We start from the raw sequence: 22,858 nt of genomic DNA, 5'->3' as shown, positions 1-22,858 counted from the left end.
CTCAACACCAGCGGTCAGCTCACCATCACCGACCCGGATACGGGCGAAGCCCATGTTGTGACGCAGAGCAACGTCCACGGCACCTATGGCGACTTCACCATCGATGCCAACGGGGCCTGGAGTTATAGCGGCAACGGGGCTCACAATGAGCTCACCGCCGGCCAGCAGGTGCAGGACCAGTTCACGGTCACTAGCCAGGATGGCACGGCCACCGGCATCGTCACGGTCACCATCACCGGCAGCAACGATGCGGCCACGGTCTCTTCCGAGGCGAAGTCCGTCACCGAGGGGAATGCCGCCTCCGCGCTCAACACGAGCGGCCAGCTGACGATTGTGGATCCCGACACGGGCGAAGCCCATGTCGTCACCCAGAGCAACGTCCACGGCACCTATGGCGACTTCACCATCGATGCCAACGGCGCCTGGAGCTACACCGGCAACGGGGCTCACAACGAGCTCACCGCCGGCCAGGAGGTGCAGGACCAGTTCACGGTCGCCAGCCAGGACGGCACGGCCACTGGCATCGTCACGGTCACGATCACCGGCAGCAACGATGCGGCCACGGTCTCTTCCGAGGCGAAGTCCGTCAGCGAGGGCGACACCGCGGCGGCGCTGAACACCTCCGGTCAGCTCACCATCACCGACCCGGATACGGGCGAGGCCCATGTCGTGGCGCAGAGCAACGTCCACGGCACCTTTGGCGACTTCACCATCGATGCCAACGGCGCCTGGAGCTACACCGGCAACGGTGCTCACAATGAGCTCACCGCCGGCCAGCAGGTGCAGGACCAGTTCACCGTCACCAGCCAGGATGGCACCGCGACCGGCACCGTGACGGTGACCATCACCGGGACCAACGACGCCGCAACCGTCAGCTCGGATTCGAAGGCAGTCACCGAGGGCGACACCGCGGCGGCGCTCAACACCTCCGGTCAGCTCAGCATCACCGACCCCGACACCGGCCAAGCCCATGTCGTGGCCCAGACCAACGTCCACGGCACCTATGGCGACTTCACGATCGATGCCAACGGGGCTTGGAGCTACACCGGCAACAGCGCCCACAACGAGCTCACCGCCGGCCAGCAGGTGCAGGACCAGTTCACGGTCAGCAGCCAGGATGGCACTGCGAGCGGCACCGTGACGGTGACCATCACCGGGACCAATGATGCGGCTACGGTCTCGTCGGACTCGAAGTCCGTCACGGAAGGCGACGCTGCCTCCGCGCTGAACGCCTCCGGCCAGCTGACGATTGTGGATCCCGACACCGGCGAAGCCCACGTCGTGGCGCAGAGCAACGTCCATGGCGCCTATGGCGACTTCACGATCGATGCCAACGGGGCCTGGAGCTACACCGGCAACGGCGCCCACAATGAGCTCACCGCCGGCCAGCAGGTGCAGGACCAGTTCACCGTCACCAGCCAGGATGGCACCGCGACCGGCACCGTGACGGTGACGATCACCGGTAGCAACGATGCCGCGACCGTGAGCTCGGACTCGAAGGCGGTCACTGAGGGCGACACGGCGGCGGCACTCAACACCTCCGGCCAGCTCAGCATCACCGACCCCGACACCGGCCAAGCCCATGTCGTGGCCCAGAGCAACGTCCACGGCACCTATGGCGACTTCACCATCGATGCCAACGGCGCCTGGAGCTACAGCGGCAATGGCGCCCACAATGAGCTCACCGCCGGCCAGCAGGTGCAGGACCAGTTCACCGTCACAAGCCAGGACGGCACCGCGAGCGGCATCGTCACGGTGACCATCACTGGCAGCAATGATGCACCGGTGCTGAATGCCAACGGCGGTTCACTGTCCTATACCGAGGGTCAGGCGGCGACCGCTATCGATGCGGCTCTGATCGTGTCGGATGTTGACAGCACGAATCTGACCGGCGCGACGGTGTCGATTACAGGTAACTTCGCCTCAGGCCAGGATGTGCTCGGTTTTACGAATCAGAGCGGCATCACCGGCAGCTATAACGCCAGCATCGGGGTGCTAACCCTCACGGGTTCGTCGAGTGTGGCGAACTACCAGGCGGCTCTGCGCTCCGTGACTTACTCGAACTCGGGTGACAATCCGTCGGGCGCGACCCGCACCATCAGCTACCAGGTTGACGACGGCCAGACGGTCAGCCACGCCAGCAATATCGTGAGCTCGACAGTCGCGGTCATCCCCGTGAACGACGCGCCGGTGAATACGGTTCCGGGAGCACAGACGACAAACGTCAACACGACAAAGGCGATCACTGGACTTAGCATCTTCGATGCCGACTCGGACGGCGCCAGCGAAACGATCACGTTGTCCGTAACCAACGGCACCTTGACCGTTTCAGGAGGTACCGCAGGGATCGGCGGCAGCGGAACGTCGACGGTGACGCTGACCGGAGCAGTCAGTGCCATCAATTCTACGCTGGCCTCGACGGTCAACTACGTTCCGGCATCGAACTTTGCCGGAACGAGCACTCTGACCGTGACAACAAGCGACAATGGCCACACCGGAGCGGGTGGTGCATTGACCGATGTCGATACGGTGACAATTTCGGTCACGAGCCCCAGCCCCTTCGCTCTCACGACCGGCACCGATAGGGTCTTCTTTGTATCGGGCACCAATACCGTGACCGGCACGCAATCTCCCCTAACGCTAAACAACGGCGACATGCTGACAGGGGGAAGCGGGACGGACACTCTCGTCGTCAGTGGTGGTGGGTTGGGGCCATTCACCTTCGGAGATGGTACAGGAAGCATTGGCCTGACAAATTTCGAAACAATAAGTCTGAGTGACAGCAACAGCGGAAATCACACTGATGCTTTGACATTCCTTTCGACATTCCAAAACGGAGGAACGCTCGCGATCGACGGATCTGGCATCACCGGTAACGGCGACTTGGTCGTAGATGCCAGCGCAGTCACGTCCGGATCGTTTGTCATCATGGGCAGTTCGGGAAACGGCGGTGATGATATCCTCAAGGGCGGTTCAAGCAACGACACGATCAACGGTGGCGCAGGCACTGGCGCGGACAGGATCGTGGGTGGTGGTGGCGCAGATGCGCTGACAGGCGGTGGCGGGAACGATACATTCGCCTATCTCGCTGTCACCGACGCCGGTGACCACATAACCGACTTCAGCACCTCAGGCGACAAGCTGGAATTCACGGTAACCGCCGGGCGATTCGTCATTGGTGATGTCGATACAAATGTCGAAAACGTCAGAACGGGCAACAACGCTGCGATAAATCTCGCCAACACGGAAGTCGGCATTAAAACAGACGCATCCGTGACGACAGCAACAGTTCAATCAACGATCAACGGTTACTCGAATATCACGACTGGGGCCCTGTTCGTATTCCACAATTCGACAGTGGGCCACGCGCAAGTCTACTACGATCCCAATCCGAGCGTGGCGGGCGGCGCGATACTCGTTGCAGATTTGGACAATCTGACCACTCTGGCCAGCATAACCGGTACCTTCAGCGCGGCGGACTTCGCGTTTGGAACGGCGCTTGCTCCTGCGGGCATATCGGGGCAGCCCATCAATCTGGGTCTGACCGACTCGCCGGCCGACGAGCGGCAACTCGCGACGGTCACTGTGGCCAGCATGCCCGACGGCTGGACACTCAATGGTGGGACGCTGCTCCCCGATGGCAAGTGGACGATCGAGACGACCGACGTCAGCTCGCTCATGGTGACATCGCCAGTCAGTTTCGCCGGCGCTTTGCACCTTGACGTGACCGTGACTTGGATGCAGCCGGACGGCTCGGCTGTCATCGAGACATTCGCCGACAATGTTGAAGCTTTTGCAACGGGCTCCCCCATCATCGCCATTTCCGGCAATGACTATCTCACAGCGTCAGATGGCAGCGATCTGCTTGTATTCTCACGGCCGATCGGCCACGACGTCATCTATAATTTCGACATTGCGCATGATCAGATCGACCTGATCGGCCACGCCAGCTTCAAGACCTTCGCAGATGTCCAGACGCATCTGTCTACCGACGATGACGGTGATGCGGTCATTGCGCTGGCCGAGGGTCAAACGATCACTTTGGATGGCGTCGATGCCGCCTCGCTCGCAGCGGACGACTTCGTGTTCGACTTTAAGCCCATAGTCGACAACGTCGCCACGATGACGATCGGCAACGGCGCAATGCTGCCGTTGTCCGGTAACATCCATAATACGGGCACGATCTCGTTGAACTCGACCGGCGCGGAGACCGACCTCCAACTTGTCGGGCACGGCATTTTGCTGGAAGGTGGCGGTCAGGTGCTGTTGTCCGACAATAGCGAGAATACTATCAGTGGAGCTGTTTCCGACGTCACGCTGACCAACATCGATAACACCATTTCGGGAGCCGGACAGCTTGGCGAGGGGACATTGAGCCTTGTCAACCAAGGTACAATCAACGCCACGGGCACCAACGCGCTCGAGATTGACACCGGTAGCAACATCATCGTCAATTCCGGAACGATTGCGGCCAGCGGCAGCGGCGGTCTGGTCATCGACAGTCACGTGGACAATTCGGGGCTGCTGTGGGCGCATGGAGCCAACATCACTCTCAATGGCATCGTAAGCGGCAGCGGCACCGCACTGATGGATGGCGTGGCTACGATCGAGTTCGGAGCGGCTTCATCTGCACATGTTGCGTTTGATGCCGCGGCCACCGGGACAATCGTGCTCCATGACTCCTTCGACTTCAGCGGTGTCGTGTCCGGGTTCAACGAAGGTGACCACCTGGATCTGCTCGACGTCTCATTCGGGGACGGTACGACCACAAGGTATGTCGCAAATCAGGCCGGCACTGGCGGAATCCTTTCGGTGACTGACGGAGTTCATACTGCCAATATCAGCTTGTTGGGCCAGTACGATCCCGCGAGCTTCCAGACCGAGGCAGACAAGAACATGGGAACGCTGATCAGCTACCACGGGGATCTGGTCTGACGCGTTGCGAGGAATGGCTAAAGGTGCCGACTGCAAGGTCGGTACCTGGTTCGCATGGAGATCCTAACGCCTTGCTGACTGCCCTGATGCATCCCGCCGGTTCTGAGTAGCCGGCATCTCGTCGGGCTTGAGTGATTCCCGCTCCAGTTGCAATTTTTAGCACGTCGTAAAATTTGCTCGATGCACGCCGGCCGCGGCGCAGCATCAATTAATATTATTATTGCGATCCTCATCCGTAATAATCCGGTGATTCCTGCCGTCTCCAGCCAGTGCTCTGCTCAGGATGCGGTTGCTGGGTTAGCTATCGTGTTTGTATTGCAACGTTTTTGTCGATTCTTGGATGCTCGCGCCGGGCTCGTTTTGTGATGGATTATTCAAATCGGGCATTAATACATTAAATGTTGACGCTAATAAATATTTAATGGATAGTTTATCGCTGGCGGGGCTGGACATAAATCCGCAGCCGCTGAAGTTGCCGAGGTTCTGCAAATCCATCTTGAAACAAGGGATTCTTCCTATGTTGCATCATTTCATCGAGACCAAGGAAGCTTTGAAGCGTCTGCGGACGGACCAGGACGGCGTGGTGTCATTCGAGTACATCATCGTCGCGGTTTGCATCGTTGGCGCAGTGGGTGCCGTGTTCGGCGGTGGCGCTGGCGGCCAGATCGGGAAAGCACTGACGACCGGGATCACCGCCATCGTCACTGCTTTCAACACAGCGATCGCCGGCTGACACGGCCATCGTTCCAGCGAAAAAAATGAGCGCGCCCACCGTCGGCAAGGCTTTGTCTGGCGACGGAGGGTGCTTACAAGGAGGCGTTCTCACATGTTGAGATATTACGTTGTAACCAGGGAAGCTTTGAAGCACCTGCGTGCCGACGAGGGCGGCGTGGTGTCGTTCGAGTACATTATCGTCGCCGTTTGTATCGTCGGCGCAGTAGGTGCTGTGTTCGGTGGTGGGGCTGGTGGCCAGATTGGGGCAGCGCTGACGACCGGGATCACCGCCATCGTCACTGCTTTCAATACGGCCATTGCTGGTTGATACGGCCATCTGATGCTTGAGGGGACAATCCAAGTTGCCCCCTCTCGCTAGCTCACCCATTTCTTCGTGCGCGATCGACCTTTTTTTGAGGCGTGCATTTCATGAATTGGATTGCTCCCGCAACCTCGCTTCTGGAAATCCTATTGTTGCTATATGTAGCGACGATCGACCTCGCCACGCGGTTGATCCGGAACGAATTGTGTCTGGCCTTGGCGCTGCTCGGGATCGCCGCGCAATTGAGCAGCCCCGCGCTACTTGCCCAATCACTGGTATCAGCTGCGATCCTGTTTCTGTTGCTGTTGGTCGTCTACATGCGGGGATGGATGGGCGGCGGCGACGTCAAGCTGCTGGTTGCGCTTGCGGTTGGTCTCCCGCTGACCGGCGTGATTGACCTGCTGACCATCACGGCGCTGGCCGGCGGCATACTTGCACTGGTGCATCTGCTGATGCGCCTCCTGCCATATCCCAAGCTGGCGCCTGCCGGATCGTCGCTCGCGCGTCGCGTTTACGCGATCGAGCGCTGGCGCAATTTGCGGCACGCGCCGCTGCCTTATGGGGTTGCCATAGCCTGCGGCGGCATTTGGACGGTATTGAGCAAAGGATTATGAGATGTCATCCGCGTTGCGTCTGTCGATCATCATGGTGCTTCTGCTCGCAACCACTGCGTTCGGGCTGATTGCCTATAACATGAACCTCCCGAAGGCGCCGCCGCCGGGCCCGGTACAGGCCATAGAGACGGCTCCACCGCCGGCGGCGCCGTCAACCATTGGATACTTTGTCGCGGCACATCCCTTGCCGAAGGGCACATTGGCCCGCGAAGAAGATTTCACCGTGCGATCGGTGTCGCCGGAGCACGTTCCACAGGGGGCTATCCTAGAGACGCCCGAATCCAAGACCGGACTTCCCGGCTCTCTCATCCGCAGGTTCGTCGAAGCGGGCAGCCCTGTCACGTTGCAAGACATTCTGCGTCCGCGAGATCGGGGATTCCTTGCCAGTGTCCTGGCACCGGACAGCCGCGCCATCAGCATCAAGGTTGACGAAGAGGCGGGTGTCTCGGGCTTGATCAGGCCGGGAGATCATGTCGATGTCGTGCTGACCCAGGTCTTCGAGAAGGCCGATCCCGCGCGGCGCGCGCTGAGCGAAACCGTTCTGCGCAATGTTCGGGTCATCGCGATTGACCAGGAGATCGCGGAGGGCGGGCGGCCTTCTAGCGGGATGGCAGGCAAGCAATCGCAAACCGTGTCACTGGAGCTTGCACAGGAGCAGGTCAAAAAGATCACTGTCGCAAAGCAGCTCGGAACGCTGTCGCTGGCCGTGCGCGCGGCAATCGATCAGTGGGACAAGTCGGACACGGGCGCGATGTCCAGCTGCGATGTGTCGCCGGAACTTGCTCGACAGAATGCAATTGCAGCGCAGAGAACGGCGATCGTCGTTCATTCGGGCGGGGAGGTCAAGCAATACACGGTCAGGAAGCAAGACGAAGATGCTCTCGTCAGCTGCGATGGGTCGTCGGGAGTCGTGCGCCAGACTGCAACCGCTATGGGTGACGTTAGCAAGTTGCCGGAGAAACGTTGATGAACATTGCCATAGCCACTCCACCCGAAGAATCGATATCGATCGTCACGCGTAACCGCGTCGTCTGCTTCGTAAACGACGAGATCAGCGCCGCGGCTTTGCGCAAGGGGCTCGAAGGCGCCAACCTTTCGATCAGGCGCGGTACCATCCGCCATGCGATACGGATGCTTGAAACCGATACTGACCTGTTCGCGCTGGTGACGGACATCAGCGGCATCGATGATCCCTTCACCGAACTGGAAAGGCTGGCCGGGGTCTGTCCACCCGATGTCCGCGTTGCTCTGATCGGCGAAAACAGGGAGATCACCTTCTACCGTGAGCTTTTGGAGCTCGGCTTGACCGAGTACCTGCCACGGCCGCTCACGCGCGATCTGGTGCTGGACCAGCTCCGCCCGAAGCTACTCGGCGACATGGCGGCCAACCAGATCGATCGTGGTGGGCACGTGGTATCGATCTGCGGCGCACAGGGCGGCGCCGGTGCCACGAGCATCGCGATCAATCTGGCACTGCAGCTGGCCGAGACCACCAAGGCCAAAGTGGCGCTGCTTGACCTTCATCTGCAGGGTGGAGAAGCCGCAGTGATGTTGGGGGTTCGTCCCGGGCCGGGGTTGCGCATAGCACTGGAAAATCCGGCACGGGCGGACACACTCTTCCTCGAGCGCGCCGCAATCGAGGTCAACGAACGCGTTTGCCTGGTCTCGGCCGACGAGGACCTCGATGCGCAGCTCGAAATCACGGAAGCTGGCGTACGACACGTGCTGGGTCTCCTCCGCCAACGGTTCAACTACATCGTTGTCGACGTACCGGTCCCGTTCCCGCCATCGATCTACCCGGTGATTACGCTGTCCCGTCACGTGATGGTGCTGCTCGAAGCGGAGGTGACCGGACTTCGCAATGCCCACGCGCTGCGCGCCGCCGTGATCAACATCGCCGGCAAAGACCGGGTTTTTACCTTGCTCAACCGGGCCGATCGTCCTGGCGGCCTTCCGAGGGCGGCGGTCGTCAAGGCATTGGGCGCAGAACCCGACATGATCGTTCCGGATCTGGGTAAGGGGATGACCCAGGCAGTCAATCTCGGAATTCCGGCTCTGAAGCACGTCAGGAAGTTGCGACGTCACCTGGCGCCGATTGTGCGGGAGATCAGCGGTGTCGGTGCCGAGCGGAGTGGATGGTGGAGGAGGGTGCTCAAAGCACATCTGCGATGAAAAAGTTCGGCAGGCGTGATGACGACGCGCCCATTTTCGTAGCTGCCTTGGGGACTGAGCTGCCTGGTCCTGCGACAGGCTCGCCTCTGTCGATGCCCAACGTTGCCGCATCCGGGCCGAGCGCGCCTCCACCCGCCTCAAACGTGTTCGCATCCGCGCCCAAGCGCGACGAACCCCCGATCCACCATCCGGTGATACCGGCTTCGTTGCGTGAACGGGTCATTGAGCAGATCGAGCCATCGGTGGCCGCAACCGTTTCGCGCGAGGTTCTTCGGCGGCAGATCGAAGAGATCATCCATCAAATCGCCAACCAGGAACGGCTCGAGCTGTCGGGGCGCGAGCAGCTTCAGCTTGCGGACGAGATTGCCGACGACATGACGGGCTACGGGCCGCTTCGTCCGCTGCTGCTGGATCAATCGATCAGCGATATCATGGTGAACGGTCCGAGTAACGTTTACGTGGAGCGAAACGGCAGGCTGGAACGAATTGCGGTGCGATTCCGCGACAATGATCACATCACCTCCGTCGCTCAGAAAATTGCCGCGCAGGTCGGCCGGCGCGTCGACGAATCCAGTCCGATGGTGGATTGTCGCCTGCTGGATGGCAGCCGCGTCAACATCATCCTGCCGCCGCTTGCGATCCATAGTCCGTGCATCTCCATCCGGAAATTTCCAAGTCGCCGCCTGGATATCGCCGGATTGATTGAGAATGGCTCAATGACCGCGGCCATCGGACAACTGCTGGAGATCGCCGCCCGGTCCCGGCTCAATGTTCTGGTTTCCGGCGGTACGGGATCCGGCAAGACGACGCTCTTGAACGCGATGAGTCAATTCATCGATCACAACGAACGCATTGTCACGATCGAAGATGCGGCAGAGTTGCAGCTTCAGCAGCCGCACGTGATTAGCCTGGAGACCCGGCCTCCCAGTCTGGAAGGCACAGGGCAGGTGACGCAACGGGATCTGCTGGTGAATGCCCTGCGCATGCGGCCCGACCGGATCGTCGTTGGCGAGGTCCGCAGTGCGGAAGCTTTCGACATGCTGCAGGCGATGAACACCGGCCATGACGGTTCGATCTCCACGGTCCACGCGAATAGTACCCGGGATGCCCTGACCCGCATCGAAAACATGGTCCAGATGGGACAGGTCAATCTACCGTCGCGCGCCATTCGAGCTCAGATCGTCGCTGCACTGGATCTCATTGTGCAGGTCGAACGGATGCGGGACGGACAGCGCCGTATCGTTCAGATCAGCGAGGTCATCGGCCTGGAGGGCGAGGTGATCACCACCAATGACATCGCAGCCTTCGAGTACCAGGAGGAGGATGTGCATGGGCGATTATCCGGCACCTATAGGTCCAACCTTGCTACCCCGAAATTCAAGAGTCGTCTTGTCTATTACGGGCTGGATGGCGTCTGGGCCGAGGCGATGAGGCAAATATGATGCCGGAGTCCGTGATCGTCGCCGTTCTGGCGCTTGCGATGTGCGCAGCAGCGATTTCGTTGTGGCTCGACGCTCGGGAAAGACGCTTCGATCGCCAGCTTGCGGTTTCCCTGCCGGATTCACATCCAGCTAGCTTGCCATCCATTCGCCGTTCGGAGACCGGGTCCCGGTCTCTGCTTCTCTATCGCCTCGCCAATTACAGGCCCGAGATACCTTACGCCTGGCATCCGGCCTATGTGGTGCTTGCGGGCGCCCTCGCAGCAGCGGCAATCTTTTATGCGAATAGCCAGCTGGGATATCCCATTGTTTACGCGTCCATCGTCGCCGCAATCGTAGCCATCATCGTGATGCGAGGCCTGTTCGGATGGCAGCAACGTCGCTTCGCCCTTCGACTGTTTCGGCAGCTGCCGGATGCCATCCAGTTGGTGACAAGTACAGTTCGAACGGGCCTGCCTGTGAACGAAGCATTTCGCGCCCTCGCGCGCGACATGCCGGAACCAACGGCTGGGCAGTTTGCCATCGTATGCAGCGAAGTGAGTCTGGGGAGACCTCCGGAGGAGGCGGTCCAAGCTGTCTATCGACGAACACAAGTACAAGAGTATGCGATGTTTGCAGTGACACTTGCAGTTCAATTGAAGTCCGGCGGCAGCCTGGCCGAAACCTTACAGAACCTGGGAGAGACTGTGAGACAGCGTGTTGCGCTGGCTGCTCGAGCCAAGGCGTTGGCGGGAGAGGTGATCTTTTCCTCACGCGCACTGACGGTCTCGCCCTTGATCGGCGGCGGAGTCCTATACGCGGCCAATCCGCAAACGGTTGATCTGTTGTTCACCGATCCCGTCGGAAACAAGCTACTGGCTTACGCGGTCGCCTCGGTGCTTGTCGGAGCCGTGGTGATCAGTTGGATGGTCAGAAGGGAAACAACACTATGACGTTTGGTCTCGGTCTGGTGGCCCTCGCAATAGCAGCTGGGACTGCGACGAGCCTGTTGATCATCCGCGAAATACACCTGCGCGAATTGGACGCGCGTGTGTCAAGCGCCGTGCTGGGAATTGCCGGCGAGGCGGCAACTTTCAAGGACATGACCAGTTGGGTTTCATCGCTCGGCATGCGGTGGCGCCGCTTCTACGCCGAGGAAAATCTGGATCAACTGCGAGCCATCCTTCAATCGTCAGGTTTCAATCATCATCGAACCTTGCCGACCTGGATCGGTATCAAAGCCGTCAGCATGTTCCTATGCCCGATTATCGCCTGGGGGGCCGCTCAGCTCTCGGGAAAGGCACCGACGGATGTGTTGGTCTTCACACTCATGGGCCTGGCGATCGGGATTGTAGCGCCGCGATTGATACTGGGGGTGCTGAAGCGGCGGTTTGATGCTGCTGTTCGGCTGGGCACGCCGGATATGATCGATTTGCTGGTTGTGTGCAGCGAAGCGGGAATGGGCCTGGAGAGCGGGCTGGCACGTGTCGCGCAAGAAATGAACGAGACCAATCCCTCGATAGCCCGGGTGTTGCACGGTCTTCTTGATGATCTCAGGATACTGCCAAACCGCAGCGACGCCTTCGAGAAATTGGGATCCACGTCAGACGGGCTTCGTCGGTTCGGCACCATGATCGCTCAAAGCCTGCAATACGGAACACCGGTGGGCCAGGCTCTGCGGAGCATCGCCGTCGACCTCCGGCGCGAACGTATTACCAAGCTCGAAGAAAGAGCACACAAGCTGGGCGCCAAGCTGACCATTCCCATGGTCCTGTTCCTGCTTCCGGCCATGTTCGTCATCTTGGGAGGAAGTCCCATTCTGCATCTCGTACGTTCATTTGCCAGCTTCGGTAAATAGCCATGAGCACCGTTGTCCTGTCGAAAACCTCCTCTTACGATCGGACGATGCAGCTGTTCGGCGGCATGTGGTTCATGTTGCTGGCACTTGGCGTCGCCATCAAGATTGGCTCGTCGCCCCATGATCCCTGGCCCTCGCTCTTGTCGAGTGTGTGCCTTGCGACCTTCTACGTCCTGCTGGCGCTGTTGACCATCACGCGGCCGCCGGCAAAGGCGCAGGCGGACGGTCTTCTCCCAAAAATAGCGGCGTTCGTCGGCACCTATATGCCATGGACGATCGCCTTCTTCGGCAAAACCGACGAAGCGTTGCCAAACCTGGCATCCACCGCTTGCGTGCTGATCGGCATGATCATGATGCTGGTCACCATCAGACATCTTGGCAGATCGTTCAGTTTGGTGCCGCAGGCGCGCAACGTCGTGCAAACGGGCCCCTATCGATGGATCAAGCATCCGCTCTACCTCGCGGAAGAAGTCGCGGTTTTGGGTGTGGTGCTTAGAAATCCGACGCCGCTGACAGCAGCGTTGCTCGTCTTGCATATTGGCGTCCAGGTTTGCCGGATTTATTACGAAGAGGACCTGCTCCGGCGCAACTGTCCTGAATATTCCAGTTACGAGACCTCGCGCTGGAGATTGATCCCGCATGTTTGGTGAGTGCTATTGATCCGGTCGACGACCCAGAACCGTGAGTATCGGTCGAGGTGGGGCTCATGAGCCACAAGAAGTCTTTCATGGCGGATCAGCGCGGTGCCGTCGCGCTTGAGACATTGATCGTCTATCCTGTCCTGGTGGCGTTCCTGCTGATGTCGCTCGCCGAGGTGGCCATCGCGGGCTTGCAGTTTAGCTCCGCCTGGGCGGCGCTGCGCGGCTTCGGGCAATACTTGCAGTACCATAATCCGCTCGGACCTGACGGGACGGTGATCTGTTGCTCGGGGCTACAGACAACAGTCGCCGGCTATCCGATCAGCAACATCCAGGTGATATGCGGAGACGCACGTGTTGCCTGCTCGTCGAGCAATATTGCTACCCCGAAATATTTTTCATTCACGACAACGGTCACCTTGTCCCCGATTGTCTGGCGACCGGTGCTGTGTCCCACGAGTTGTACATACACGCTGCTTTACTCAGAGCGCTTCCAATAGGTGCTTCCATGCGTGATCTGCTCCACTCACGACGAGGCTCGGTCGCATTTGCAACAGTCATCGCGCTCGTGCCGCTCATCGGCGTGGTCTCGCTCGGGGCCGAGGCCGGATCGTGGTACGTCACCCAGAAGAACGCGCAGAACGCGGCCGATGCGGCAGCCTATTCGGGCGCCTTGCGGCTTGCATGCACGATAGCTGGTGCGACGAACTGCGATCCACAATCGGTGGATTATCGCGGCAAGGAATTCGCGGCACAGAATGCGTTTTGCAACTCAAGTCCAGCGGACAACACGGCCTATCCCGACAGCCGGTGTGCGACGAGTCTTCCGAGCGGAATCTCGCGGGTCGTGCAGATCGATATCGGCGATTATGTCGGCGACTCCAATGCGGGCACGTTCACAACGCCCCCTGCAGGCACCGGTAATGCTGTTCGCGCCATAGTCAGGCAGCAACAGCCGGCCTACCTGGCGGCAGTGCTGGGTTTTAAAACCGTCACCATCCCCGCCCAAGCCATTGCTCTGGTCCAGAACCCGACGAAGCTGTGTGCGTTGGCACTCGGGCCTGACACGGGCGCGCTCAAGCTCGGTGGTAACCTCAGCAACAACGGAACTGGCTGCGGGATGATGTCGGACACCACCGTTCAGTTTGCCAGCACGCCAACTTTCACGGGTTCGGGATGGGCCATTTATGGTGTAAGTGGCTGCACCCCTTCAGGGACCTGTAGCAATCCTGGCGTGACGCACAACTATTTCATGCCGAACGCAACCAATCCGCTTAGCAAGCTGGACAGCGAATCGTTCAACAGCAGGACTGGCAGCTCCAATCCAGAAACAAAGCTAACATCGTGTCCCACCTCGCCAGCGCCGCCCGCCGGCACCAAGACTTGTTTTACGGCGTCCCCGAATGCTCCCCCTGCCACGGGGGCGTACGGAAGCCTGAGCGTGACGACCGGGGACTGGCTGGATTTCGCTCCCGGCACGTACGTCTTTTACAATGCGACAATAAAGATCAATGGCGGAACAGTCACCTGCAACGCCTGCACAAAGTGGCCGCCTGCTGGCACAGGTCTGGGCGTAACCCTGGTGTTGTTGGGGGATTCGAGCCTTTCCATCAGCGGTGGCACGGTCGCTCTCTCTGCTCCCGTCACCAACAGTTTTTCGTCAGATCTGAACGGCGTTTTGATCGATGATCAGGCGCCGACGAAGTCCAAGAATGCTGTCACGATCAACGGTGGTGGTACGGTCGCACTTGGGGGAGCGGCGTATTTCCGAAATGTCGACGTGACCTGGAACGGAGGGACTCAAAGTTCGAACACGACGTGTTCAGAGGTGATCGCCAAAACACTCACCATGAGCGGCGGCGGCTTCCTGAGTACGCAAGGGTGTGGTCCTATCGCTTACACCCAAGTTGTCGCTTTGGTGCGATGATGAGAAAGCTCGACAATCGCGGTGCCGCGGCGTTCGAATTTGTCCTCGTCTTCATAGCGTTTTTCACATTGATATTCGCCATCTTCGACCTCGGACGCTATGCGATCACCATGCAATCCTTGCGGACGCTCGCGAGCGCCGGCGCCCGGGCAACGATGATCAAGTGCTACACACCTAACGTAACCAACAACACGGCGCCCTCCGGCTGTATCGATATCAATACCTACCTGCCTGACCCACAGAGGCAAAATGTTGCGCCTTTCCTGTATTTCGGTGGTCTCACGCCGACGATGACCGCTGGGTCCAGCAGCAACAATTTGACGGTTACAGCTTCCCAAGCAAACTTTAAGATGCTGATGCCGATCTGGGGCACGGGATTGAACGCGCCGAGCGCCTCCACGAGCATTCCGTTTTAGCGGCGCCGGCCTGCATGCGGTGCCGACAAAGATCATCAGGATCAGGTCTGGTGGCCCACGCAGCAGCGGGCAAGGGCCGGCAGCGGAACCCGATCTTCCACGCCTGCGTGCAATACCTCCTGACCGACGGAAAAGTGGTGCGCGGGGGCAACATCCGTAAGGTTTTTCGGGTCTTGCGGCACTGCGGCAAACGTCTTTCCTTGCGCGCAGTTGGTATGAAGGACGATGATCTACCGCATCGTTCGCAGCTCAGCTGGGGGTGTCCCGCGCGGAGCGGGAGGTAAGGTTCCGTCTCAACTGATGTGCGCCGGGAAATAACGGTAACGGATTTGTAGTGGGAGAGACCGTAAACTCTACGATGGGCGCGAGGTGGAGTTGTGAGGCTGCCGAGGACGTAGATTTACGGGGCAGCTGCAGAAGGCGGCGGGGGGAAACCGGAATGGATGGCGGTCGCGTTTCGAGTTGGACGGGAGCAGGGCTCCTCGCCTTGAGCGTCCTGGCTGCTGCGCTGGCGGTGTTGAATTCCGGTGATCGCGCAACTGCGGCTGACCGGCGGAATACCTCGGGCGGGGTGTTCGTCAGCGAAATGAATGACGTCCAGCGGGTCAAGGTCGTCGTCAACAAGTCGCGTACGTTCAAGGTCGATACGGCCTTCGCGACCATCGTGGCCGGCTCGCCTGACATCGTCGACGTGAAGTCGCTCAGCGATCACCTGATCTACGTCCAGGGCAAGCAGACCGGCACCACCAATGTCATCCTGCTCGACTCCTCGATGAAGCAGATCGGCATTCTCGACGTCGAGGTCGTGATCGATACGGGCAATCTGCAGCAGAATATTCGCTCCAGTACCGGCGGGCACGGTATCCGCGTGTCGGCCTCCGAGGGGCAAGTGGTCCTCAGCGGAACGGCGGCCGACGCGGTTACGGCCGAGCGGGCCATGGCGATCGCCACCAGCACGGTTGCGAAGGGAGGCACCGTCGTCAACGCAATGAGCGTCGCGGCCCCGCAGCAGGTGATGCTGGAGGTGCGCTTTCTCGAGGTCTTTAGGCAGGCTGGCCGCGACCTCGGCGTGAACCTTTTTGTGGCCAATGCCAATGGAACCAATGTCGCAAATACCGGCCGTGGCGGCGTGGTGACTGCCGGGCGGCAACCTATCGGGGGCATCAATGGCGACGTCGGTGCTCCCCCAACGGGCAGCCTTCCAATACTCGGAACATTGAATACGCTTATTGGCACCGCGGGCGGTGTCGCTCCGGCACCGTTCGGAAGTTTGTTGACCAGCATCGTCCGAACGAGCAATGGCGGCTCGGTGGACTTGTTGATATCGGCGCTGGAAACGAAGGGGTTGGCTCGTCGCTTAGCAGAGCCCAATTTGACCACGCTTTCGGGCGATGCCGCCCGTTTCTTGGCTGGCGGTGAATTTCCGGTGCCGATACCGACCCAGACGACGAACGGCTTTCCGACCATCACCATCGACTACAAGAAATTCGGTGTCGAGCTGGCCTTTGTTCCGACGGTCCTCTCGCGGGGCGTGATCAACCTTCGGGTTGAGCCGTCGGTCAGCGAGCTTGATTTCACCAATGCGATTACCATTCAGGGCACCACCGTTCCGGCCCTCACCCGACGCGACGCCCGCACCACGGTCGAATTGCGCGATGGCCAGAGCTTTGCAATTGCCGGCCTGCTCCAGACGCGCAACCGGCAGGACGTGTCGCAATTGCCATGGATCGGCTCGGTGCCCGTACTTGGAACCCTGTTCAGCAGCAAATCGTACCAGCAGGAAGAAACGGATCTGGTGATCATCGTGACGCCGCGCCTGGTGGCGCCGGCGGCGCCCGGTCAGCAATTGGCCTCGCCACTCGACTCGCGCCTGCCGGCCAACGACGTCGATTTCTTCCTCAACGGCCAGATGGAAGTTCGCAAGCGCTACGATGACTACGTCAATTCCGGTGGCGAGGTGAAGGGACCCTACGGCCATATCATCGCTCCCGAAATCAGGGCGCCCGTCGTGGCTCCAGCCGCTGCTGCCGACCAGCCGGTCGTCAAAACCCTCAACTAGAGGACGCGCGAGATGACCATCAGGTATCTGGCTTTGTTCGCACCGCTCCTGCTCGGGGGATGTTACGGCGTGGCCGGCCATGACGAGGTGGACCGCTACTTCCAGCGTTCCGACACCATCACGATGAGTGCCGGCAACGCCAAGGAGGTGAACGCCGTCACTCATACCATCCATCCCTGGCCGCGATATGTCGGCGATCGCCGGATCGCATACGACGCGCGTCGCGTGGGTGCCGCCGTAACGCGTTACGGCAATTCGCAACAGCCGATCGATCAGCTTCCTGATAACGGTGATCCGACGAAACAGATGGGCCAGCGCCCTCCTGTCACCCAGAATGTCAATGTAACTGGATTGGGAGCGGGAGCATCGTCGGGAATCTCGGTGCCGGTCGGCGGGCCAGCGGCAGGGACCAGGTAGCGGTGTTTTTGCAAGTGAGTTGAGCGACGGGCATTTGCGCTTGGTGCAGTGAATGCGCTGAACCGAGCGGGAGACGAGGGTTATGCGACGTGCCATTGTATTGCTGACCTGTTGCTGGTTGGCGCCAGGACTTGCGGGTTGCGACTACACAACGAGGGAAGCCGCCATCGTGGCTCCCATCGACCCGCCGGGCGGGGACCCCGTGCAGGAGCCGACCGACGTCAAGTACTACCCGTCGGACGAGCCTGTGCGGCTGGGCCTGGAGCATTACAATCGCGGCAGTTACGGACTCTCGCAGCGCTATTTCAAGGATGCCGTCGAGAAATCACCCAAGGACGTCACTGCCTGGATTGGGCTCGCGGCGAGCTACGACAAGCTGCGTCGTTTCGACCTTGCCGACCAGGCCTATGCCCAGGCGATCCGGCTGGGAGGCGAGACGGTTCAGATCCTGAATGACCAGGGATATTCGTACATGCTGCGCGGCAATCTGAATGCGGCACGTCGAAAATTTGAGAAGGCTTATTCGCTCGATCCAGGCAACCCGGTCATCGCCAATAACCTCGAACTTCTCAACGGCAGCCGGCGCTTCATCGAAAGGCCGCCAAACAATCAGCCTTAAGGGGGCGATCGGCTCCTGCGATCGCGGCCAGTTCTCGTCAATTTGGCCCAATCACAGCGTCAGCTTGACGGCTGCCGCTGCGGACGATGACAACAACGCCATTGCGAACGGTAAATCGTGCGCCGAGCAGTTTCCGCACCTTCTCCGTGATCGCAGAGGGAAAGGGGACGGTTTCTCCCACGACGGGATCGCCGACCTTTATCGTCTCAGTCGCGGGGCCGGCAGCAGGTGCAGGCTTGATATAGTCCCGGACAAACTGAATCTCTTCACGTGACAGGATGAGCGGCCCCTGGCCAGGTTGGGTCTCCAACGGCGGCTTGGGTGTTCCACTGCTTGCCTTTTCGCGTATCTCATTGGCGCTTGCGATCTGATCTAGCCTGGCTACGCGTAGCTTGAGCGCGATGATATCACGTTGCAGTGTTGCGATCTCCAATTTGCGCGCGTTGACCTGCATGAAGACAATGATTACGCAGACGCAACTCACGACCAAGCCGACGCTCAGCAGTGCGATCAACCACCGCTCCAAGTTTCCCATCGACCCTCCGGTCGTCCGGGGGAGTTGATCGCGCTGGAGATGGCGTCGCCAGATGCGACCTGCTCGGTCGATCCAATTGGTAGAGCCCGTTACGCCGGTCGCCGCCTGGCCCGACCCAAAATGCGCGGGCGACGAGGCGGCTTCCTCTCGGGCCGCGTCAACCAACGACGCCGCGTCGACTTGCTCAAGCCCTAGGTTCTCAGGGACGCGATCTGCCGTCGTCAGGCGACCGGCAGGGTGGACGGGATCCATCTGCTCATCGAGCCTGCCCATCTCCGCTCTCATGCAGCCATCCATCAACTTCAGCAGTTCCGCCGACGCGGCTAGAATAGGGTAGCCGAGGATCCGATCAATCGGAACGGAAAAAGCTCCAAGCCGCCGCGTGAACTGCTCTAAGGGCAGCTTCAAGAGATAGGGCACCCACTAGAAGCCGGGTCGGTTAGTCACGGCTTTCGGTCTTGCCGCCGAACACCGCGCCCCACTCCCGCTCGATCAGATGTGCCGCGCTCGTCGTCAGGCCCGCCAGCGGCGCGATGTTCCTTCGAGGCCATGGCCTGCTGGCTCGCCTGCATAACGCTCAGAATCCGAAACGCAATTTCGACCGACCGAATGCCTCGGCGGGGCTTCTTCTCCAGCATCTGCTTCCTTCGACCCGTTCAGGGAATCGAGATTGACACAAATGAAGACGAGGAGCATGATACAACAATAAGGTATGTATTCAACAATATTGAATACATGGAGAGGGAGGAAAAAAGAGATGCCCCTTGGTGCCATCAGCAGCGTCTACACGGTCGTCAATGACATGGATCGCATGCAGGCCTTCTACGCCGAGGCGCTGGAGCTGCCGCTGTCGTTTCGCGATCACGACAGATGGTGCCAGTTCAAGGCCGGGCCGCTTGCGTTTGCACTGAGTTCGGCAGCTGAGGCGGCGAAGGACGCGTGCGGCAGCGTGATCGTGTTCGACGCGGCCGACCTTGCGTCCGTTACAGCAAGGATCGAGCGGCTCGGCGGCCGGCATCTGGCAAGCCGCGACATGGGCGCGCACGGCAGCGTCGCAACCTTCGCCGACCCCGAAGGCAATCTGTTTCAGCTTCACGTTCGGCCCGGCCCCTCGGCCTGACTCGGCCTGCGCACATCAATCCAACGAGGAGATCAATCATGAAATTCGGCGTCTTCGACCAGAATGACCGTTCCGGCCTTCCGCTGGCGGAGCAGTACGAGAACCGGCTTCAGCTCGCCGAGCTCTACGATCGTCTCGGCTTCCATTGCTTCCACATGAGCGAGCATCACGGCACGCCCCTGAGCACGACGCCGTCGCCCAGCGTGTGGATGGCCGCGCTGTCGCAGCGCACCGAGAGGCTGAGGCTATGTCCACTCGTCTATCTGCTGCCGACCTACAACCCGGCGCGCCTCTACGAAGAGATCTGCATGCTCGATCATCTGAGCTGTGGCCGGTTCGAGTTCGGAATCGGGCGCGGCGCCTCACCGCACGAGCTCGACGCAATCGGGATCGACTCCGCGAAGGCGGCGAAGATGTATGCGGAGGCCTTTGAAACGATCCAGCGCTGCTTTACGCAGGATTCCGTCACGACGACGGGCGAGTTCTGGAGCCTGAATGATTATACGGTGGAAATGAAGCCGCTGCAGCGGCCGCGTCCGCCGATGTGGTACGCGGTTGGCTCGCCCGATTCCGTGGTCTGGCCGGCGCGCAACGGCGTGAACGTGGTCTGCGGCGGGCAGGTCTCGCGCGTGCGTGCGATTTCGGATCGCTATCGCGAGGAAATGGCCACGGCCGGCTTGCAAGACAGCTCGCCGCTCATCGGCGTCAATCGCTACATCATCGTCGGCGAGACCGACCGCGAGGCCCATGAGCTCGGTCGGAAGGCCTGGCCGACATTCTACGAGAATTTCATCAAGCTCTGGCGCAAGCACGGCACGCAGCCCGTGAATGCGAAGCTGCCGCCCGCGTTCGACCAACTCCTCGAATCCGGCCATGCGATTGCCGGCTCGGCCCGGACGGTGACGCAAATTCTGTCCGACCAGGTCGCGTCGGGCGGTCTGAACTATGTGATCGGAAGCTTCATGTTCGGGACCATGCCGCACGCCGAGGCCGCGGCCTCGATCCGCCGCTTCGCCGAGCATGTCATGCCGGCGGTGGAATCGGCCGAAGCAGTTGCCGCGTAAACGCAAAAGAACGGATGAACGCTGAGGAGGTGGAAATGCCCGATGCTCCTTTGTTCGACAGCCGCGACCTCAGGCGCGTGCTCGCAAGCTTCGTCACGGGCGTGACTGTTGTCACGACGGTCGATGGTGCCGGCCAATTCCATGGCGTGACGGCCAATTCGTTCAGCTCGGTGTCGCTCGATCCGCCGCTGGTGCTCTGGAGCCAGGCCGTGAAGAGCGGCAGTCATCCGGCCTTCTTTGAGGCCGAGCGCTTTGCCGTGAATATCCTGGCTGAGGACCAGATCGAGCTGTCGAAGCGGTTTGCGAAATCCTCGCATGCGAAGTTCGCCGGCATCGAGGTCGATCTCGGCGCCGGCGGCGTGCCGCTGCTTCGCGATTGCAGCGCCCGGCTGCAATGTCGGGTCGTGTCCCGGGTGCCGGGCGGCGACCACACGATCTATGTCGGTGAGGTCGTCGCGATCGACCAAGCCGAGCGGAAGCCGCTCGTCTTCGGCAATGGCCGGTATCTGCTGGCGGATCCGCATGATCTGGCCGACAGCACGTTGTCGTCCGATTGCAAGCAGGTCCAGCTCTCGGCGATGCGGCTCGGCATGCGTGCGATCGAGCGTCTGGTCAGGCGGTTCGACGAGACGATGGCGCTCGCCGTCTGGGGCGCCCACGGTCCGACCATCATCCATTGGGAGCCGGCATCCGCTCCGGTGAGCGAAGCGCTTCCCGTGGGGTTGATCCTCCCGGTGACATCGACGGCGACTGGTCTCGCCTTCGCTGCGTACCTTCCTCCTGAAGCAATTGCTGAGACGGCCTTGCCGGGTCAGGACCTGGCGACTTCGGAGGGCGATTGGCACGAACGCCTCGCGGAGGTGCGCCGCCAGGGACTCGCCAGGCAGGGGCTGGAGACCTTCTATCGCAGCGAGACCGTCATCAACGCCCTCAGCGCGCCCGTGCTCGATGCGGATGGCCGCGCGATGCTGGCGCTGACCGCGGTGGGTGAGGCGGGCCGATTCCGCGCCGACCTCGACGGCGCATTCGCCCGCGCCTTGCGCGACACGGCGAAGGGCCTGTCGCACCGGCTTGGCTACGAAGCTGACCGTTCTGCCGAGCCCGCCAGACGGCTCGATCTCGCCGTTGGGGCTTGAGCGATGGCTTATTTGTCTCCGGCCGATGCCGAGTTCCTCGTACAGGATTTGCCGGCCCTTGCCCGGATCGATGTTGTGTCATCGATCTATTCCGGGCAGCAGGGCCAGATCGAATATCGCGCCGCCGGAGACCCGAACAATCCTGCGGTCCTGATGCTTCACGGGTTGGGCTCCAGTTCGGCAGGATACCGCGCCCAGTTCGCCGGGCTGTCGCGAGATTTCCACGTGATCGCCTGGAACGCCCCTGGCTTCGGTGGAAGCTCACCAATCCCGGGACGGGACGCAAAGATCGACGACTACGCGAGCGCAGTGGAAGGTTTGCTGCGTGCGCTCGGCGTGCGACGGCTGGCGGCGCTGGTCGGCAGCTCCTGGGGAAGCGTTGTGGCGACGGCTTTCGCCAGACAATATCCCGCGCTGGTGGCTAGCCTTGTTCTATCGGCACCCAACACCGCCAGAGGTCATCTCGTCGGTGATACGCGTACCGCCGAGCTCAACGCCTGGCTTCGCACGGCGGACGTCAGCATCCCGGTGTCGCGTGCGGCCATCGCGGACAGGCTGCTGACACCGGACACACCGGCACTGGTCCGGCAGCACGTCGAGCGCCTGCGCGACGCAATGACGACCGAGGGTTGGCGACAGGCGATCCGGTCAACGTTCACCGTTTACACGCCCGACATCATCTCCGAGGTGCGCTGCCCGATCGCCATCCTCTCCGGCACGCGCGATCAGGTCGCGCCGCAGCAGGATCACGCCGAACGGCTCCTCGCCGCCGCACCTCGGGCGACATCGTATCCATTCGAGGGTTGCGGCCACATTCTCAAGCTTGAAGCTCCCTCGAAATTCAACGCGGTCGTTCGCGAGATGGCCGCTCAAGCGAAGTGAAACGGGCGCAAT

The 22,858-nt window shown here is 60.7% G+C and carries 21 protein-coding genes; 20 read left to right on the top strand and 1 reads right to left on the bottom strand.

Annotated features, from left to right (window positions below; all coding sequences use genetic code 11):
• From XH98_RS01925 to XH98_RS01850, 16 genes are all read left to right on the top strand, one after another.
• Positions 1-4,935, top strand: a 4,935-nt coding sequence (locus tag XH98_RS01925; RefSeq protein ID WP_271617635.1) for a VCBS domain-containing protein, incomplete at its 5' end; no start/stop codon positions are given.
• A 340-nt stretch (positions 4,936-5,275) separates the two neighbouring features.
• Positions 5,276-5,668 carry a hypothetical protein gene (locus XH98_RS40835; protein WP_333931500.1) on the top strand — a complete coding sequence of 131 codons (393 nt, stop codon included), beginning with the start codon at positions 5,276-5,278 and terminating at the stop codon, positions 5,666-5,668.
• A 93-nt stretch (positions 5,669-5,761) separates the two neighbouring features.
• Positions 5,762-5,977 (top strand): hypothetical protein, encoded by a 216-nt coding sequence (locus XH98_RS01915; RefSeq protein ID WP_057751213.1) that lies wholly within the window; start codon positions 5,762-5,764, stop codon positions 5,975-5,977.
• A 101-nt stretch (positions 5,978-6,078) separates the two neighbouring features.
• Positions 6,079-6,585 carry an A24 family peptidase gene (locus XH98_RS01910; protein ID WP_271617740.1) on the top strand — a complete coding sequence of 169 codons (507 nt, stop codon included), beginning with the start codon at positions 6,079-6,081 and terminating at the stop codon, positions 6,583-6,585.
• A 1-nt stretch (position 6,586) separates the two neighbouring features.
• Complete coding sequence (gene cpaB / locus XH98_RS01905; RefSeq protein WP_271617634.1) at positions 6,587-7,552, top strand: Flp pilus assembly protein CpaB; 966 nt, start codon at positions 6,587-6,589, stop codon at positions 7,550-7,552.
• On the top strand, positions 7,552-8,757 hold the full coding sequence (locus XH98_RS01900) for an AAA family ATPase (protein ID WP_271617633.1): 1,206 nt from the start codon (positions 7,552-7,554) through the stop codon (positions 8,755-8,757). Before cpaB ends, XH98_RS01900 begins: the two co-directional genes overlap by 1 nt.
• Positions 8,754-10,199 carry a CpaF family protein gene (locus XH98_RS01895; protein ID WP_271617632.1) on the top strand — a complete coding sequence of 482 codons (1,446 nt, stop codon included), beginning with the start codon at positions 8,754-8,756 and terminating at the stop codon, positions 10,197-10,199. The genes XH98_RS01900 and XH98_RS01895 overlap by 4 nt, the downstream gene beginning before the upstream one ends.
• Positions 10,196-11,128 (top strand): type II secretion system F family protein, encoded by a 933-nt coding sequence (locus tag XH98_RS01890; protein ID WP_271617631.1) that lies wholly within the window; start codon positions 10,196-10,198, stop codon positions 11,126-11,128. The genes XH98_RS01895 and XH98_RS01890 overlap by 4 nt, the downstream gene beginning before the upstream one ends.
• Positions 11,125-12,033 (top strand): type II secretion system F family protein, encoded by a 909-nt coding sequence (locus tag XH98_RS01885; protein WP_271617630.1) that lies wholly within the window; start codon positions 11,125-11,127, stop codon positions 12,031-12,033. The genes XH98_RS01890 and XH98_RS01885 overlap by 4 nt, the downstream gene beginning before the upstream one ends.
• Positions 12,034-12,080: 47 nt before the next feature.
• Entirely contained in the window at positions 12,081-12,683 is a 603-nt protein-coding gene (locus XH98_RS01880; protein ID WP_271617629.1) for a methyltransferase family protein, read from the top strand.
• A gap of 56 nt (positions 12,684-12,739) precedes the next feature.
• The gene (locus XH98_RS01875) at positions 12,740-13,171 is read left to right on the top strand and encodes a hypothetical protein (RefSeq protein WP_057751418.1); all 432 of its coding nucleotides are present in this window, start codon (positions 12,740-12,742) and stop codon (positions 13,169-13,171) included.
• Positions 13,172-13,179: 8 nt separating this feature from the next.
• Complete coding sequence (locus XH98_RS01870) at positions 13,180-14,598, top strand: pilus assembly protein TadG-related protein (RefSeq protein ID WP_271617628.1); 1,419 nt, start codon at positions 13,180-13,182, stop codon at positions 14,596-14,598.
• Complete coding sequence (locus XH98_RS01865) at positions 14,595-15,014, top strand: TadE/TadG family type IV pilus assembly protein (protein ID WP_057751190.1); 420 nt, start codon at positions 14,595-14,597, stop codon at positions 15,012-15,014. Before XH98_RS01870 ends, XH98_RS01865 begins: the two co-directional genes overlap by 4 nt.
• Positions 15,015-15,453: 439 nt before the next feature.
• On the top strand, positions 15,454-17,073 hold the full coding sequence (locus tag XH98_RS01860) for a type II and III secretion system protein family protein (RefSeq protein WP_271617626.1): 1,620 nt from the start codon (positions 15,454-15,456) through the stop codon (positions 17,071-17,073).
• 12 nt (positions 17,074-17,085) lie between these two features.
• Positions 17,086-17,490, top strand: a complete 405-nt coding sequence (locus XH98_RS01855; RefSeq protein ID WP_271617625.1) for a hypothetical protein — start codon at positions 17,086-17,088, stop codon at positions 17,488-17,490.
• Between the two features lie 202 nt (positions 17,491-17,692).
• Entirely contained in the window at positions 17,693-18,109 is a 417-nt protein-coding gene (locus XH98_RS01850; RefSeq protein WP_018458254.1) for a tetratricopeptide repeat protein, read from the top strand.
• Between the two features lie 37 nt (positions 18,110-18,146).
• On the opposite strand, the gene XH98_RS01845 is transcribed toward XH98_RS01850, so the two are convergent.
• On the bottom strand, positions 18,147-19,064 hold the full coding sequence (locus XH98_RS01845; protein ID WP_271617624.1) for a hypothetical protein: 918 nt from the start codon (positions 19,062-19,064) through the stop codon (positions 18,147-18,149).
• 337 nt (positions 19,065-19,401) lie between these two features.
• Between XH98_RS01845 and XH98_RS01840 the strand changes: the two genes are divergently transcribed.
• Genes XH98_RS01840 through XH98_RS01825 form a run of 4 tightly spaced genes read left to right on the top strand, consistent with a single transcriptional unit; the run spans position 19,402 to position 22,846 of the window.
• Positions 19,402-19,764 carry a VOC family protein gene (locus XH98_RS01840; protein ID WP_271617623.1) on the top strand — a complete coding sequence of 121 codons (363 nt, stop codon included), beginning with the start codon at positions 19,402-19,404 and terminating at the stop codon, positions 19,762-19,764.
• A 38-nt stretch (positions 19,765-19,802) separates the two neighbouring features.
• The gene (locus XH98_RS01835) at positions 19,803-20,828 is read left to right on the top strand and encodes an LLM class flavin-dependent oxidoreductase (RefSeq protein ID WP_271617622.1); all 1,026 of its coding nucleotides are present in this window, start codon (positions 19,803-19,805) and stop codon (positions 20,826-20,828) included.
• Between the two features lie 35 nt (positions 20,829-20,863).
• Positions 20,864-21,964: a flavin reductase gene (locus XH98_RS01830; RefSeq protein WP_271617621.1), complete on the top strand. Its 1,101-nt coding sequence runs from the start codon at positions 20,864-20,866 to the stop codon at positions 21,962-21,964.
• A gap of 3 nt (positions 21,965-21,967) precedes the next feature.
• Complete coding sequence (locus XH98_RS01825; RefSeq protein WP_271617620.1) at positions 21,968-22,846, top strand: alpha/beta fold hydrolase; 879 nt, start codon at positions 21,968-21,970, stop codon at positions 22,844-22,846.
• The last annotated feature ends 12 nt before the right edge of the window (positions 22,847-22,858 follow it).

Source organism: Bradyrhizobium sp. CCBAU 51745, assembly GCF_028128715.1.
Lineage (GTDB): Bacteria > Pseudomonadota > Alphaproteobacteria > Rhizobiales > Xanthobacteraceae > Bradyrhizobium > Bradyrhizobium manausense.
The sequence above is the reverse complement of the archived record's forward strand: the minus strand, read 5'-3'. Positions and strand labels throughout refer to the sequence as shown.